This window comes from Pseudomonas sp. HP_14 (assembly GCF_055283875.1).
This window is the reverse complement of the sequence record NZ_JBTOQI010000033.1, coordinates 1-16,592: the sequence shown is the minus strand read 5'-3', so window position 1 is coordinate 16,592 and position 16,592 is coordinate 1. Positions and strand designations below refer to the sequence as shown.

Here is a 16,592-nt window from a genome sequence, read left to right as displayed (position 1 = left end):
TTTACGAAAGTGTCTTAATTCGGTATCTCTCTGGGGGCGCGGGCACTCAAATGGTGCGGTCACCGGATTTCATTTCTCAGGATGGAGCGCTGATCTGCAATGGGTAAATTGACGACGCATGTTCTGGACGCTGCTCATGGTTGTCCCGGCAGCTCCATAGACATCGAACTCTACCGGGTCGAGGGCTTGAACCTTGTGAAGGTGGCTTCTGCCACAACCAATGCCGATGGCCGCTGCGATGCGCCGCTGTTGCAAGGGGACGCGTACCGGTCCGGGGTCTATCAACTTCAGTTTCATGCCGGCGATTACTACCGGGCGCGGGGCGTAACGCTGCCTGAACCTGCGTTTCTGGATGTGGTGGTATTGCGCTTCGGGATCGACGCGGAGCAGGAGCACTATCATGTGCCACTGCTGATTTCCCCTTACAGCTATTCGACCTATCGCGGCAGTTGACCACTTGCTGGATTCAGCGGGATTTGCTTTGGCTCCGCAATGCCCCCTTCGTGGTGACGCTGTTGATTTTTTAAAATGCACTTCGGTCAACACGCGATAAATATGTAGTGCCTTTGCAGGCCCGCGCTTCTTCAAGCTCCAGCGACTTTGATCAATGGAGCATGACCCAGTGAATGACTCACAAACGACAGCCAGCCCTGTAACCAGTGACGAATGGACCGGCCTGGTCCGCGACCTGGTGGTGTTCGACAGCCTCCCGCCGAGCTTCTCCGAAGACCTGAATCAATCCCGGATTACTGAGCATCTTCAGCGTATTTTGAACTACGTGGGGAGCGCGTGTGAGCAGCTCGATGCCCTTGATACCTACCAAAGCTGGCGCAGCCGCTTTCACGCCGCTGCTCGGGCAGTCAACAGTCTGTTGGAGGCGCTGGATCGAGCGGATCACATCGGCAGCGAAGGGCTCCTGGCAGTCACACCACAACTGGTTGAACAGCGTCAGGCCGCGTTGCTGGCTCAAGCGCAATTGCAGGTCTGCGAGGGCACACTGAGCCCGGTTGATTTGCAGGCGCTTCAATATGCGCTGGGGCTTGCCGATGAGCCCGAAGACAACGTGGTACACCTTGAGGTCGGCCTGGGTGATCCGGAGGAACCTGTCGTTTTTAATGGTGCGTTTATTGTCAGCACAGAACAGTCCCTGAAGAATCCCGCGCTTGACGAGCCTGCCTTGTTGTTCGTGCCGGGGCTGGAGGGTGGGCTGCAAAAATTTGCCTCGTTGCAAGGCTTGAAGGAGCAACTGGTATTCACGTTGGGGGCGGGCGATGAAGTCAGTCTTTGGCAGCATGTCAGTGACGCACAGCGTGCATCGGCGATGGCCGCCCCGATCAAGCTGACTACCCGAGTCATTACGATGCAGCCTGTTCTCTATGGCGTGAGCCGCCAACTCAAGGTGGCTGGAGCAGGCGTCCAGGGCGCTCAGCAGTCAGAGCAGCATCAGGAGGGAGGCACGATGACGCTGGCCAGCTTGCATCGGGAGCTGGTCCACACCATGGGCGTTGCGCTCGATGAAACGCGCGAGCGAGCCATCGACCTGGTTGCCGAGCAGCAGAGAACGGCCGAGCTGGTGGCGCAGTTACCCGCCTGGTTGCTCAACGCATCTTTGGACGTCCGGCAGGACTATGCACAGAAGCTGGTCGCATTTCACGCTGCTGCGGCGCGGCTGGAATCCACTCTCGAGTCGCGATTGCCGACCTTCGAGGTGTTTACCGCGCGGTGCTTGAATGCGCGAGTCAAAGAGGATCTGGGGCTGGAAATCGATTCGGATCTACTGGTGATCGATCTCCCGAAAAGCGTCTACAAGCAAGTCGACATCGATCCGCAGTATGGCAGCCCGTTGCATCACAAGCCCTGGACGGCCAGCGAGGCACGGGTTCAGTCGAGCCTGTCAGAGTTGGCCCTTCAGAATTTCGATGGCAAGGACGAATACACCAAAGCCCGTATGAGCATGGTACGAGTGTCTTATCCGCCGTCGCCAACACTGTCAGGCTTGCAACGAATCAACGGTGATTACCTGCTCAGGGTCGTGCCGCAGCTTGACGTCGCCGGGCAATACCGCACGTTGCTCCGCTCTGTGTTCCGCCTGCGTTCACCGGCCTCTGCCAGCGATGCTGGATTGATGCTCGACGCGTACGAGCAGCAAATCGTGCTTGACGGTTTTTGCGCCCGACAGCGCGGGCGTTTGAGTGTGGCGGGGTATGCGCTACTGACCCAGGCCGCGCGTGCCAGATCCACGTCGGCACTGAGCGTTGCCGGGGTTTATGTCAGTCGATTGGTGTTCAAGCCCGGTCAGGCCGTCACAGGAGCGCGCAGCACCCGGACATTGCAAGGCTTGAGCGTCATCGAACATCCGGCTAGCGGCAAGGTTCTGGTCTATTTGCCGAACGTGCCGGACGGTGAATGCTTCATAGAGACCGACAGTGTGCAGGATGCTCGCCAACGTCTGATCAGCAGCTTGCTACGTCTGCCTGCCCGGGTCGCATGGTTGGCCTCCTGCGTTGAAGAGGCCAGCGAGCATAAGGCCGCAGAACGCTACATCCATGAGGCATTGCGGCGCGGCTTCGAGGGTTTCATCGCGATAGTGCCTGCCCTCGACCTGTTGCTCAGTGAACAGCAGCTGCATTTACGTGAAGACCTGCTGTATGAGCACTCCCGCCGGGTAGCGCGCAGCAATCATGATCTCAAGGGCGAGGCCAACGAGCGCCGCAACGGGGTGTATCTGCTGTTTTTCAGAGGCGTGATTTCCTTCGTTCCGGGGCTTGGTGTGCTGTTCAGCGTGCAGGACGGCTGGAGCGATGGTCACGCCTCGGCGAAGGCTTTTCGTGAAGGCCATCTTGATGAGGGCCTGCTGCTGGCAGGGAGCACCTTGATTTCAGTGCTGGACGTGTTGCTTTCAGTCATCCCGGCAGGCTCTACCGTGACCGCGCTCGCAACCCTGGCGCGTCGTGCCACCCGCTTGCGTCAGGCCGCCGGGCTGACCCGCCCGCTGCCCTTAATGGCCCGCCGCTCTTATGTCGTCAAACCCTTCATCGGCTACGAAACTGATATATCCCTGCTCAACGCAGTGCCTCAAGGGGGGCGCGATGCCGGTACCTGGCTGAAAGACGGTGAGCTTTTTATCTATCGCCAGGGCAAGGCCTATCAGGTCTACCGACGACCGGGCGAACAGACATTGCGCCTCAAGAAAAGCGCGGCGCATGGCTACGAAGCGCCTGTGCGGCAGCTTGGGGGACAATGGGTCTACCACACCGATGTCGGCCTCAGGGCGGGCGGACGTTCGTTCGTCGCTGAAATACTGCTTGTCGAAGCCCGTGGTGACGTTTCTAACCGCAAGGGTGCCCGAGAACTGTTGGATCAGTTTGCTTTTCCTGCCGATCAACAACAGCGTATGGAATTGCTGGTGGCTGAGCATTACCGCAAGACCAAGGCCCTGCCTGACTGGGCTGAGCCATACCGCCGACCGCCAGAGCCCATTGCAGCCACTGCACCGGTCAAGCGCAAGGAGCCTGATTCACCGCAGGTCGAACCTGACCGTCGTCCGCCACAACCTGTTGCCGGCCCGTCGCGGCCTGACACCAGCGTGGATGCATGGAAGGGCTGGGAAAAAACAGTCGATAACATGAGTCTCATGGACCAGGTCAGCTTCAACCCGCCTATTTATCGGCTCGACTTCACTCACGACTATGACCTGATCCGTATCGGCCAGAAGTTCTACGAAATACTCCCAGCAGGCGGGCAACGCCGGACTAACACCGCGTTCATTCGTAACCCGTCCACTCAGGCTCCTTGCCGCAACTTTGCGGAACTCGGTGAAGTTATTCGGCGTAACCCCAACGCTCAGCCATTAATGGCAAAGTATCAGCCCACGACTGGCCAGTGGGCGGTTGAAGGGCCGCTGTTCAACAGGAAAATCGAGACCTACGTCGCTGAAGCGCGCCCGGGGTTTACCGACATAACAAATGTTGTCCTGGCGCAAAAGCTGTACGAACTGGCCGACACTTCCACCTCGGCTATCACTGCAACGCGGATGATCAACCTGAAGGCAACCCTGAATGCCTGGCGAGCAGGCCATGGCGCCCCACTGGCGCATTTGAACGACCCGCTGCTGATGCTTAACAAAGCCCAGCCGGTCGTGGACAGTGGCGTGCGTTGGCGCTGGAATATCAGCTACGAGAGCTCGCTGCATACTTTTGAGCGTCTTGATTTTGCGACCGATAATCCCGTGACCGTCGAGTGGCTGATCAGGCTCATTTCCGATTCGGGACCCGGAGCAGGTTCGACGGGGCTTAGGGGGTTGATGAGCGACGTATTGGGCCGTAACGGCTACGCAATTCTTCACAACGAATTGAAAGCGGGTGGACGTGATTTCATTGCCTTTCGGCGAGCCGGGCAGGATGAGGTTTACCTGCTTTATCTTCGCCGCGCGCAAAACTCGACGCTGACGACAGTCTCAGCCGCAGAGCCTTTCAGCTCCGCGCAAGGAGACGGTCTGGTGGGGCTCCTGACGGCAAGTTACGCCGGTCAACCCATCGCGCAGACCCTTGAGCAGGCTGCGCAACAAGGCAAAGTCATCAAACTCATGGGCGGAACCAATGTTGTCAGCCAGTCCAGCCATGGCACGCAGGTTTTCGTCATCCGCCTGTCCGATGACTTCTCGATAAGCACACGCTGAATGACCTGAGGTACGGGACATCGCGTCGTGCCGGCGCGATGTCAGCCCCTCGCTACTCAGGACGTTCGTGCGCTGTGCACCATTTCCCCGGCCGAGTACGTTTCGCGTACCGTTCGGTCATCCCCCAGTGTCATCAGCACAAACAACGTCTCGGCGATGTCCGTGGCCTGTTTCAGGCGGTAGGACAGCAGCGGCGTAGCGTGGTAATCCAGCACCAGAAAATCCGCTTCGTTGCCCACTTTCAAGTTGCCAACCCTATCATCGAGACGCAGCGACCGAGCGCCGCCCAGAGTGGCCAGATACAGCGATTTGAACGGGCTCAGTCTGGCGCCCTGCATCTGCATGACTTTGTAGGCTTCGTTGAGGGTTTGCAGGATCGAGAAGCTGGTGCCGCCGCCGACATCAGTGCCAACGCCGACGTTGACCTTGTGTTTTTCCGCCATGGGCAGATTGAACAGACCACTGCCCAGAAACAGGTTTGAAGTAGGGCAGAAGGCAATGGCTGAACCGGTCTCGGCAAGGCGTGCGCATTCGGCGTCGCACAGGTGTACGCCATGGGCAAACACCGAGCGTTCGCCCAGCAGTTTGAAATGGTCATACACGTCCAGATAGCCGCTGCGCTCGGGGAACAGGGCCTTGACCCACTGCACTTCCTCGACGTTCTCACTGATGTGAGTCTGCATATACACGTCGGGATACTCGGCGAGCAGTTTCCCCGCCAGCGTCAGTTGCTCCGGGGTGCTGGTCGGCGCAAAACGGGGCGTGACCGCATAGTGCAAACGGCCTTTTCCGTGCCAGCGCTCGATCAGTGCCTTGCTGTCGGCGTAGCCTGATTCTGCTGTATCGGTGAGGTAGTCCGGGGCGTTGCGATCCATCATCACCTTGCCTGCGATCATCCGCAGGTTGAGTTTTTCTGCGGCTTGAAAGAATGCCTCGACCGACTCTTTGTGCACGCTGCCAAACACCAGTGCGGTGGTGGTGCCGTTACGCAGCAGTTCCTTCAGGAAAATGTCCGCGACCTCGGCTGCATGGACCGGGTCGGCAAACTGTTTCTCACAGGGGAAGGTGTAGGTGTTGAGCCAGTCCAGCAGGCGCTCGCCGTAGGAGCCGACCATGCCGGTCTGGGGCAGATGGATGTGGGTATCGATGAAGCCCGGGGTGATCAGCGCGTCCTTGTACTCAGTCACTTCGACGTCGTCACCGAGTGTTTTCAGCAGTTCGGTTGCGTCTCCAAGGGCGCAAATCTTGCCGTCCTCGACCAGCATCAGGCCATCAGCGAAGTACTGGTAAGACGCCTCGATGCCGACTTCAGCCGGATCGTCGATGCTGTGCAGGATGGCGGCGCGGTAGGCTTTTTTACTCGGGTTCATAGAGGTCCTGTCAAACAAAACGCAGCGATCTTGATTTGAAATACTTTCTGTAGGAGCGCACGAGCGGCGCGAGGCCGCGATGGCGGTGTGTCAGGTAGAACGCAATTGCGGCCTCGCGCTGCTCGTGCGCTCTTACAGGGGAGCGTGCAGCGCAACAGCACGGCTGTCATTGCGCCTGGCTGCGGCGTGAAACCGGCAGCAGTTTGGCAACGGGTTCGGCGCTCGCGCCGTGCTGGCCGAAATTGACGTTGTAGGTGGCGATGATTTCGGCGGCAATCGATACCGCGATTTCGATGGGTAACTTGCCTTTGACTTCGGTAAGGCCCATCGGGCAACGCATGCGCTGGACCAATGCTGGATCAATGCCGCGATCCCGCAGTCGATGCTCGAATTTGACCCGCTTGGTCTTCGAGCCAATCAGGCCGAAGTAGGCAAAGTCGCCACGCTTGAGAATCGCGGCAGTCAGTTCCAGATCCAGTTGATGGTTGTGGGTCATGACGATGCAATAACTGCCTCTGGGCAGTTCATCGATTTCATCCAGTGGGTCTTCTGCCAGGACCTTTCGCACGCCAGCGGGGAGCTGCGCGGGAAACTCCTGCTCCCGGGAGTCGATCCAGCGCACCCGGCAGGGCAGGCTGGCCAGCAAAGGCACCAGCGCCCGGCCCACATGACCGGCACCAAACACCGCGATCTGCGCCTGGGGCTGGCCCATGGGCTCAAACAGCAACACGTTTACGCCGCCGCAGCACTGGCCAAGGCTCGCTCCGAGGCTGAAGCGCTCCAGTCGAGTATTCTGGTTACCGCTGACCAGCATTTCACGGGCGATTTCCATGGCTTTGTATTCCAGATGCCCGCCGCCAATGGTGTCGAAAATCTGCTCTGCACTGACCACCATCTTCGAACCGGCATTGCGCGGCGTTGAACCACGCTCTTCGATGATGGTGACCAGCACGCAGGCTTCACCCCGGGTTTGCAGGTCCGCGAGGGCGCTGATCCAGTTATTCATGGTTTACCTCCGGGCTTACCACCGGTGTCGAACTTATCGCGAGCAAGGTCGAGCGCGACCCCGGCGGCTCCCACAGGGGGATACGGTCCCCTGTGGGAGCCGAGCTTGCTCGCGATTGAGGCGACTCGGTCTTACGCATCTGCTCACACCCCCACAACACCCGTTCCGGCGTGGCAGGCGCGTCGATCTGCGGTTGATGGCGATAATCAGCCAGGCTTGCCACTGCATCCTTGATCGCGCACCAGGCCGAGATGCCGAGCATGAACGGCGGTTCACCCACAGCCTTGGAGTGGAACACGGTGTCTTCCGGGTTCTTGCGGTTTTCCACCAGTTTGACGCGCAGGTCCAGCGGCATATCAGAGACTGCCGGAATCTTGTAACCCGCAGGACCGTTGGTCATTAGCTTGCCTTTATCGTTCCACACCAGCTCTTCAGTCGTCAGCCAACCCATGCCCTGAATGTAGCCGCCTTCGACCTGGCCGATATCAATCGCCGGGTTCAGGGATGCGCCCACGTCGTGGAGGATGTCCGTACGCAGCATCTTGTACTCGCCGGTCAGCGTGTCGACGATCACTTCACTGCAGGCGGCGCCGAAGGCGAAGTAGTAAAACGGCCGACCCCGTGCCTGACTGCGGTCATAGAAGATTTTTGGCGTCTTGTAGTAACCGGTACTGGACAGCGACACCTGCCCCATCCATGCGAGTTGTGCCAATGCCTGGAACGACACAATCTGTTCGCCAGCCCGAATGTGCCCGTTGCGAAACTCTATGTCTGTCGCTTCGACCTCGAAGTGCTTTGCAGCAAATTCCACCAGGCGCTGCTTGAGGATTTCTGCCGCGTTCTGCGCTGCCTTGCCGTTCAGGTCTGCACCGCTGGAAGCCGCCGTTGGCGAGGTGTTGGGCACTTTGTCGGTATTGGTCGCGGTGATCTGAATTCGCTCAATGTCGACCTGAAACACCTCGGCGACTACTTGTGCGACTTTGACGTTCAAGCCCTGACCCATCTCGGTGCCACCGTGGTTCAGATGGATGCTGCCATCGGTGTAAATATGGATCAGCGCCCCAGCCTGATTGAGAAAGCTGGCGGTGAAGGAAATGCCGAATTTGACCGGGGTCAGCGCCAGGCCTTTCTTCAGGATCGGGCTGCTGGCGTTAAAGGCCCGTATTGCTTCCCGGCGCTCGTTGTATTGGCTGCTTTCTTCCAGATCGGCAGTCATTTCTTCCAGCAGGTTGTGCTCGACAGTCTGGTAGTAGTGGGTGACGTTGCGCTCGGTCTTGCCGTAGTAATTGGCTTTGCGCACAGCCAACGGATCCTTGCCCAGGTAGCGGGCGATGGAATCCATGACCTCTTCAATAGCGACCATGCCTTGCGGGCCGCCGAAGCCGCGATAGGCCGTATTTGACGCTGTGTGGGTCTTGCAGCGATGGCCATTGATCGTCGCCTCACCCAGGTAATAAGCGTTGTCCGCGTGAAACATCGCGCGGTCAACAATCGAGGCGGAGAGGTCCGGCGAGTAACCGCAATTACCTGCCAGGTCCAGCTCAATCCCGTGCAAACGGCCATCGTCATCGAAGCCGACGTCGTACTCAATGTAGAACGGGTGGCGCTTACCGGTCATCAGCATGTCTTCAACACGCGGCAGACGCATTTTGGTCGGTTGCCCGGTCAGGCGCGCGATCACTGCACACAGGCAGGCGGGGCTCGCCGCCTGGGTTTCCTTGCCGCCAAAACCGCCGCCCATGCGGCGCATGTCGACGACGATTTTATTCATCGAAACGTCCAGCACTTCAGCGACCAGTTTCTGCACCTCAGTGGGATTCTGGGTCGAGCAGTACACGATCATGCCGCCGTCTTCGGTGGGCATTACTGACGATATCTGGGTTTCCAGATAAAAGTGTTCCTGGCCGCCGATGTGCAAATTGCCCTGCAGGCGATGCTCGGCAGTCTCCAGTGCAGCAGATGAGTCACCACGTTTGTGAGTGTGGCTGTCGAGCACGAAATGTTTGGCGCGCAGTGCCTGAACCACATCAAGCACCGGCTCCAGGTCTTCGTATTCGATCACGGCGGCCATGGCTGCCTGACGCGCGATGTCGAGGCTGCGAGCCGCGACGGCGAGCACCGGCTGGCCCACGAATTCCACCTTGTCCATGGCCAGCAGTGGGTCGCCGGGCAACAAAGGGCCGATGTCTTTCAGGCCGGGAATGTCTTCGTGAGTGATGACAATCCGTACGCCATCAAACGCGTAGCAAGGGGCAGTATCGACGTGGATGATCCGGGCATGAGCACGGTCCGAAAGGCGCGCGTACACATGCAACTGATTAGGGAATTCGAGACGGTCGTCGATGTACACAGCCTCGCCGGACACGTGTTTATCGGCGCTGTCGTGTTTGACGCTGCGGCCGACGCCAGTGGTCAGGTCCTGTTGAAACAGGGCGATCATTTCGGCCTGTGACTTGATGACTGAATGATTAGACATAAGCCGTCACCCGCATCTGGAGGTGGGGTGTATGCAACTCGATGAAGTATTTGCGCAACAGGTTTTGCGCGCTGAGCAGGCGATATTCCTTGCTGGCGCGAAAGTCAGACAGGGGCGTGAAATCCTCGGCCAGAGCTTTACACGCGCCTTCGATGGTTGCAGATGTCCAGGGTGCGCCAATCAGTGTCCGTTCGCAGGCCGATGCGCGTTTGGGAGTCGCCGCCATGCCACCAAAGGCAACCCTCGCGTCGACAACAATGCCGTCCTCTATTTGCAGGTTAAAGGCTGCGCACACGGCTGAAATGTCGTCATCCAGGCGCTTGGAAAGCTTATAGGCGCGGAACGTTCGACCGACTCCAGGTTTGGGCACAATAACGGTTTCAATGAACTCACTTTGCTGGCGTGCCGTGACCCGGTAATCAATGAAGTAGTCTTCAAGCACCAGGGTGCGGCGAGTGTTGCCCTTGCGCAGCACGATCTGCGCGCCCAATGCGATCAACAGGGGAGGAGAGTCGCCAATCGGTGATGCGTTGCCGATGTTGCCGCCCAGCGTGCCTTGATTACGGATCTGCAGAGAGGCGAAGCGCTGCAGAAGTTCGCCAAAGTCCGGGTACTGCGCGTTCAAGGCCGCGTAGCAATCGGTCAGCGGCGTGGCTGCGCCGATTTCCAGTCGATCGTCGAAATGCTCGATGCGTTTCAGCTCGGCAATGTTGCCGACGTATATCATCACCGGCAAGGGACGATGAAATTGCGTGACCTCAAGTGCCAGATCAGTACCGCCAGCCAGCAGCCGCGCCTGCGGGTTGGCTTCATATAACTGCGCGAGGTCAGCGACGGTCTGCGGCACCATGCAACGCTTGTCGCCGTCGTTCAACTCGCCGGTTTGCGTGGGGGCAATGCTGCGCAGCCGGGCGATGGTTTGTGCCTGGCGCGCATCGAACTGGTCGGGCTGGCGTTGGCTGCACGACTGCTCGGCAGCCTCCAGAATGGGGCGGTAACCCGTGCAGCGGCAGAGATTCCCGGCAAGTGCCTCATGGGTTTTATGACTGTCAGCGTGTTCATTGTTCTTCTGCAGGGCGAACAACGACATCACAAAGCCGGGCGTGCAGAAGCCGCACTGCGAACCATGGCAATCGACCATGGCTTGCTGAACGCTGTGCAGCTTGCCTTGATGCTTGAGGTCTTCAACGCTGATCAACTGCTTGCCGTGTAATGACGCAACAAAGGTCAGGCACGAGTTCAAGCTACGATAACGCAAGCTGTCCTGACCGTTCTGCGCGGTTTGCAGTTCGCCAATAACTACCGTGCAGGCACCGCAATCGCCACTGGCGCAGCCTTCTTTGGTGCCGGATTTGTGCAGATGCTCGCGTAGGTAGTTCAGAACCGTCAGATTAGGGTCCAGGTTATGTTCGGTGCGCAGCTCATTGTTCAAGAGAAATTGGATCACGGAAGGTCCTCTACGCGTTACTGCTTGTCATCGAACATAAGGTCGAATTTATCAGGTCTGACTTTTCGGTCAATTTGTTTCTGACTCTTAGGTCAGGAAGTGTCGTTTTTAGATCGGGTGCCGGTTATAACGCGTTGAAAATGCGACGAACTGACATGATCTGTTGAACGTTTTGCTTATTTCGTGCCAGTTTCCACCCGTATGGCCCTGCGCCATTGGCCTTCGTTGAGATACACTGCGCCGCTTGGTTATAACCAGCATTTGGGATCAACATGACGTTCAAGGCTCCGGACAGCCTCGCCGAGCAAATTGCTCACCACCTTGCCGAGCGCATCATTCGTGGCGAACTCAAGCCCGCGGAGCGCATTCAGGAACAAAAAGTCACGCAGGCGTTGAACGTCAGCCGTGGCTCGGTGCGTGAAGCATTGCTGATTCTCGAGCGCCGTCATCTGGTGGCGATCCTGCCGCGTCGTGGCGCGCAGGTTACAGTGCTCAACGCGCACAACGTGCAAAGCCTGTGCACGCTGATGACGGAATTGTATGTGCTGCTGGGCATTGCGGTGGCTGAAAAGTGGCAGCATCAGAGCGATCTGGCCACCTTCCTGCAAATCCAGCAGCGTCTGATTGGCAGTTATGATCGTCAGGACGTAAAAGCCTTCGTTGAGGACAGCTTCAACGTAATGCGTGCGGCCTATCCGTTTGCCGACAATCCGTATCTGCAAGAAACCGTCGATAACCTGCAGCCGTCCATGAGCCGCAGCTACTATCTGGCGCTCGACCAGCGCAAAGCCGAGATGCGCGACTACCTGACGTTGTTCGAGCAACTGCTTGAGGCGGTGGTTGCTCGTGATACGGCGCGGGTTCGCAGCGTACTGACCGATTACGGCCAACGCAGTTGTCAGTTGGTGCTCTCGGCTCTGGAAGCGGGCTGATCCCATGCGGCTGAAGTGCATCAAGCTGGCGGGGTTCAAATCCTTCGTCGACCCCACCACGGTGAACTTCCCCAGTAACATGGCGGCCGTTGTCGGCCCTAACGGCTGCGGCAAATCCAACATTATTGACGCCGTGCGCTGGGTCATGGGCGAAAGCTCGGCCAAGAACCTGCGCGGCGAGTCGATGACCGACGTCATCTTCAACGGCTCCACCAGCCGCAAGCCGGTCAGCCAGGCGAGCATCGAGTTGGTCTTTGACAACTCCGACGGCACCCTGGTTGGCGAGTATGCCGCCTATGCGGAGATTTCAATTCGCCGCAAAGTCACCCGCGACAGCCAGAACACTTATTACCTGAACGGCACCAAATGCCGTCGGCGCGACATTACCGATATTTTCCTCGGCACCGGTCTGGGCCCGCGCAGCTATTCGATCATTGAGCAGGGCATGATCTCCAAGCTGATCGAAGCCAAGCCTGAAGACTTGCGTAATTTCATCGAGGAGGCGGCGGGCATCTCCAAGTACAAGGAGCGCCGTCGTGAGACTGAAAACCGTATCCGTCGTACCCACGAAAACCTCGCACGCCTGACCGACCTTCGTGAAGAACTGGAACGTCAACTGGAGCGCTTGCATCGTCAGGCTCAGGCTGCCGAGAAGTATCAGGAATACAAAGCCGAAGAGCGTCAGCTCAAGGCCCAGCTGTCGGCGTTACGCTGGCAGGCGCTGAACGAGCAAGTGGGTCAGCGCGAAGCGGTGATCGGCAATCAGGAAATCGGTTTCGAAGCATTGGTTGCTGATCAGCGTAATGCCGACGCCAGCATCGAGCGCTTGCGCGACGGTCATCACGATCTGTCGGAACGCTTCAATGTTGTTCAGGGGCGCTTCTATTCGGTGGGCGGTGATATTGCCCGTGTCGAGCAGAGTATCCAGCACGGCCAGCAACGGCTGCGGCAATTGCAGGACGACCTGCGTGAAGCCGAGCGTGCCCGCCAGGAAACCGAATCGCATCTGGGCCACGACCGCACACTGCTGGCGACGTTGGGCGAAGAGCTGGAAATGCTTGAGCCGGAGCAGGAGATGACCAGCGCCGCCGCCGAGGAGTCCGCTGCGTCGCTGGAAGATGCTGAAAACGCGATGCATGGCTGGCAGGAGAAGTGGGACAGCTTCAACCTGAAGTCCGCCGAGCCTCGCCGTCAGGCAGAAGTTCAGCAGTCGCGCATCCAGCAACTGGAACAAAGCCTTGAGCGCCTGGCTGAACGCCAGCGACGGTTGGGCGAAGAATTGCAATTGCTCAAGGCGGACCCGGAAGACGCGGCGATTCTGCAACTGGACGAAGACCTGGCTACCCGGGAAATGTCTCTCGAAGAGCTGCATCTTGGCGAGGAGCAAGCGATCGAGCGTCTGGAGCAACTGCGCCACGAACTGCAGCAGGCCAATCAGGCGCAGCAGCAGGCTCAGGGCGAATTGCAACGGTTAAACGGACGTCTTGCTTCTCTTGAAGCCTTGCAGCAGGCCGCGCTTGACCCCGACACCGGCACGGCCGAATGGCTGCGCGATCATGATCTGGCGGAGCGTCCCCGCCTGGCTGAAGGCTTGCGGGTTGAGCCAGGCTGGGAGTTGGCCGTGGAAGCGGTGCTGGGCGCCGATCTGCAAGCGGTGTTGGTGGATGATCTCAACGGTCTGGATCTGGCCGGTTTTCAACAGGGCGATCTGCGCCTGATCAGCGCCAGCATTGAGGGCGCACGGATCCCAGGCAGTCTGCTGGATAAAGTCGACAGCGACATGGATTTGACCCCATGGCTCGGCCAGGTTCGCCCCGTGGAAAGCCTCGACGAAGCATTGGCCCAGCGCAGCCAGTTGGCTGCCGGGCAGAGCCTGATCAGTCGCGACGGTTACTGGGTGGGGCGGCACTTCCTGCGGGTGCGCCGTGCCAGTGAAGCGCAAAGCGGTGTGCTGGCGCGTGGTCAGGAGTTGCAGCGGCTGGAGCAGGAGCGCGATGAGCGTGAAGCCACACTGGCCACGCTTGAAGAGCAACTGTTGACCCTGCGCGAACAGCAATCGAAACAGGAAGAAGCCCGGGAAGAACTACGGCGCCGGGTGCAGGATGAAACCCGTCAGCAAAGCGAGCTTCGGGCGCAGTTGTCTGCCGCCAAGGTCAAGGTCGAACAGCTCACGCTGCGTCGCACTCGTCTGGATGAAGAACTCGCCGAACTGGGCGAGCAACGTGCCATGGAACACGAGCAGTTGGGCGAATCACGCCTGCAACTGCAGGACGCGCTGGACAGCATGGCGCTGGACACCGAGCAGCGTGAACTGCTTCAGGCTCAACGTGACAGCCTGCGCGAACAGCTTGACCGGGTCCGTCAGGAGGCCCGCCAACATAAAGATCACGCCCATCAGTTGGCCGTACGCCTGGGTTCTCTCAAGGCGCAGCACGATTCCACTCGGCAGGCCCTTGAGCGTCTGGAGATGCAGGCCGAGCGCCTGACCGAAAAGCGTGAGCAGCTCGATCTGAATCTGGAGGAGGGCGAAGCTCCGCTGGAGGAGCTGCGTCTGAAACTTGAAGAATTACTTGAGCGGCGCATGGCGGTGGACGATGAAATGCGTACCGCGAAGAATGCGCTGGAAGATGCTGATCGCGAATTGCGCGATGCCGAAAAGCGCCGTACCCAGGCCGAGCAGCAATCGCAGCTGTTGCGTGGTCAACTGGAACAGCAGCGGATGGAATGGCAGTCCCTCACGGTGCGTCGTACCACCTTGCAGGATCAGTTGCTGGAAGACGGCTATGACCTGCATGGCGTACTGGCGACACTGACTGCTGAAGCCAGTGAAAAGGACGCCGAAGAAGAACTCGAGCGCATCGCCGGACGTATTCAGCGGCTGGGCGCGATCAACCTTGCCGCCATTGATGAGTACCAGCAACAGTCAGAGCGCAAACGTTATCTGGACGCGCAAAACGCTGATTTGGTGGAAGCGCTGGAAACCCTCGAAAACGTTATTCGCAAGATCGACAAAGAGACTCGAAATCGCTTCAAGGAGACCTTCGATCAGATAAATAGTGGAATTCAGGCACTTTTTCCAAAAGTTTTCGGTGGTGGCTCAGCTTATTTGGAACTGACGGGCGAAGATTTACTCGATACAGGGGTAACAATCATGGCGCGCCCGCCGGGCAAGAAAAACAGCACGATCCATTTGCTGTCAGGTGGCGAGAAAGCCTTGACTGCGTTGGCGTTGGTTTTCGCCATCTTCAAACTCAATCCTGCACCGTTCTGCATGCTCGATGAGGTGGATGCACCGCTGGACGATGCCAACGTTGGACGCTACGCGCGATTGGTCAAGGAGATGTCGCAGACCGTGCAGTTCATCTACATCACCCACAACAAAATCGCCATGGAAATGGCTGATCAGTTGATGGGGGTTACGATGCATGAGCCAGGTTGTTCAAGGCTGGTGGCGGTTGATGTCGAAGAGGCAATGGCGTTGGTTGATGCTTGATCATGAGCGGTTGGACGGGGCAGAAATGGCCGATTAAGGGCTCCCTGTGAACAACTCTGTGCGGTAGATATCGCTTTGCGCGCGAACCAGATGTAACAGACGGTGTAAAGTTACCTTTGGTCGTGCTAGTTTAATGTCCACTTTTTCTTTTCGCGTGGGCAAATTGCTAGTCAGAACATAGACTTGGCACCACGTTTTAAAGGGGTTTAGGCCCTTATTTTCAGCATTCTTTACTAGAGGCACTGGATTACATGGAAATCGGTCTGCGCGAGTGGCTGATCGTCATCGGCATAATTGTCATTGCCGGTATTCTTTTTGACGGCTGGCGCCGTATGCGCGGCGGCAAGGGGAAATTGAAATTCAGGCTGGACCGCAGCTTCTCGAACCTGCCGGACGACGACGAAAGCTCGTCCGCCGAGTTGTTGGGACCGCCGCGTGTACTGGATACGCACAAAGAGCCGCAAATCGACGAGGAAGATCTGCCGTCGATGAGCGCAACACCGCGGCAAGGCAAACGCAGTAACAAACGCAAGGATGAGCCGCAGCAAGGCGACCTCAACCTGGACATGGACGGCCCGAGCCTGTTCACCGGCCGTGACGATGATTTCCAGGACGACAAGCCTGCGCAGCGCATTACTGAAGACAAGGACCTGGCGCCGGTCGAAGAAGTGCTGGTTATCAGTGTTATCTGTCGCGACGAGAGTGGCTTCAAGGGGCCTGCGTTGTTGCAGAACATTCTGGAAAGCGGTCTGCGTTTCGGTGAGATGGACATTTTCCATCGCCACGAAAGCATGGCAGGCAACGGCGAAGTCCTGTTTTCCATGGCCAACGCAGTCAAGCCCGGCGTGTTTGATCTGGACGACATCGACCACTTCAGCACCCGTGCCGTGAGTTTCTTCCTCGGCTTGCCGGGTCCGCGTCATCCGAAGCAGGCCTTTGATGTCATGGTTGCCGCTGCTCGCAAGCTGGCCCATGAGCTGAACGGTGAACTCAAGGATGACCAGCGCAGCGTCATGACCGCGCAGACCATCGAGCATTATCGTCAGCGGATCGTCGAGTTCGAGCGCCGCGCTCTGACTCAGCGTCGTTGAAGCCAAACCTGTACCTGTAGGAGCGGGGGGGGGGGCGGCGGGGGGGGGGGGGGGGCCCGAGTGGGTTGGGGAGGGGAGGGGGGCCAGGCCGGGCCCCGC

General features: G+C 58.5%; 9 protein-coding genes. 5 read left to right on the top strand and 4 right to left on the bottom strand.

Translation table 11 applies throughout. The features are described 5' to 3' along the window. Positions 1-99: 99 nt before the first annotated feature. Both uraH and ACYASS_RS17720 read left to right on the top strand, forming a co-directional pair. Positions 100-453 carry a hydroxyisourate hydrolase gene (uraH, locus tag ACYASS_RS17725; protein WP_463587075.1) on the top strand — a complete coding sequence of 118 codons (354 nt, stop codon included), beginning with the start codon at positions 100-102 and terminating at the stop codon, positions 451-453. A gap of 169 nt (positions 454-622) precedes the next feature. After that, positions 623-4,678: a dermonecrotic toxin domain-containing protein gene (locus ACYASS_RS17720; protein WP_463587074.1), complete on the top strand. Its 4,056-nt coding sequence runs from the start codon at positions 623-625 to the stop codon at positions 4,676-4,678. A gap of 56 nt (positions 4,679-4,734) precedes the next feature. On the opposite strand, the gene guaD is transcribed toward ACYASS_RS17720, so the two are convergent. The 4 genes from guaD to xdhA form a co-directional block, all read right to left on the bottom strand. Continuing rightward, positions 4,735-6,048, bottom strand: a complete 1,314-nt coding sequence (gene guaD / locus ACYASS_RS17715) for a guanine deaminase (RefSeq protein ID WP_463587073.1) — start codon at positions 6,046-6,048, stop codon at positions 4,735-4,737. Positions 6,049-6,214: 166 nt separating this feature from the next. Then, positions 6,215-7,054 (bottom strand): xanthine dehydrogenase accessory protein XdhC, encoded by an 840-nt coding sequence (gene xdhC, locus ACYASS_RS17710; protein ID WP_463587072.1) that lies wholly within the window; start codon positions 7,052-7,054, stop codon positions 6,215-6,217. After that, complete coding sequence (xdhB, locus tag ACYASS_RS17705) at positions 7,047-9,530, bottom strand: xanthine dehydrogenase molybdopterin binding subunit (RefSeq protein ID WP_463587071.1); 2,484 nt, start codon at positions 9,528-9,530, stop codon at positions 7,047-7,049. The genes xdhC and xdhB overlap by 8 nt, the downstream gene beginning before the upstream one ends. Beyond that, positions 9,523-10,977, bottom strand: a complete 1,455-nt coding sequence (gene xdhA / locus ACYASS_RS17700) for a xanthine dehydrogenase small subunit (protein ID WP_463587070.1) — start codon at positions 10,975-10,977, stop codon at positions 9,523-9,525. Before xdhA ends, xdhB begins: the two co-directional genes overlap by 8 nt. 272 nt (positions 10,978-11,249) lie before the next feature. Here xdhA and ACYASS_RS17695 point away from each other — a divergent pair, with 272 nt between their 5' ends. The 3 genes from ACYASS_RS17695 (at position 11,250) to zipA (ending at position 16,493) form a co-directional block, all read left to right on the top strand. Then, positions 11,250-11,909 (top strand): GntR family transcriptional regulator, encoded by a 660-nt coding sequence (locus ACYASS_RS17695; RefSeq protein WP_463587069.1) that lies wholly within the window; start codon positions 11,250-11,252, stop codon positions 11,907-11,909. Between the two features lie 4 nt (positions 11,910-11,913). Further along, positions 11,914-15,402, top strand: a complete 3,489-nt coding sequence (gene smc / locus ACYASS_RS17690) for a chromosome segregation protein SMC (protein ID WP_463587068.1) — start codon at positions 11,914-11,916, stop codon at positions 15,400-15,402. A 251-nt stretch (positions 15,403-15,653) separates the two neighbouring features. Continuing rightward, complete coding sequence (gene zipA / locus ACYASS_RS17685) at positions 15,654-16,493, top strand: cell division protein ZipA (protein ID WP_463587067.1); 840 nt, start codon at positions 15,654-15,656, stop codon at positions 16,491-16,493. The last annotated feature ends 99 nt before the right edge of the window (positions 16,494-16,592 follow it).